Origin of the sequence: Salmonella sp. SAL4457, from assembly GCF_046548235.1 — a bacterium.
GTDB lineage: Bacteria > Pseudomonadota > Gammaproteobacteria > Enterobacterales > Enterobacteriaceae > Salmonella > Salmonella enterica.
This window is the reverse complement of record NZ_JBGDZO010000682.1, coordinates 1-263: the sequence shown is the minus strand read 5'-3', so window position 1 is coordinate 263 and position 263 is coordinate 1. Positions and strand designations below refer to the sequence as shown.

General features: G+C 63.9%; 1 pseudogene. It reads left to right on the top strand.

The annotated features are described in order from the left end of the window. Positions 1 to 263 (top strand): annotated as a pseudogene (gene cif, locus ACLJNW_RS25910) (CFTR inhibitory factor Cif); the annotation flags it as partial.

Sequence of the window (263 nt, the reverse complement as noted above, 5' to 3'; positions counted from 1 at the left end):
CTTCATCAAGTCCCATTCCAGCAACACCGAGGTGTTCAGCGAGCGCCTGCTGGATCTGTACGCCAGGTCGTACGCCAAGCCGCACAGCCTGAACGCCTCGTTCGAGTACTACCGCGCGTTGAACGAGAGCGTGCGGCAGAACGCCGAACTGGCGAAGACCCGCCTGCAGATGCCAACCATGACCCTCGCCGGCGGCGGCCACGGCGGCATGGGCACGTTCCAGCTGGAGCAGATGAAAGCCTATGCGGACGACGTCGAAGGCC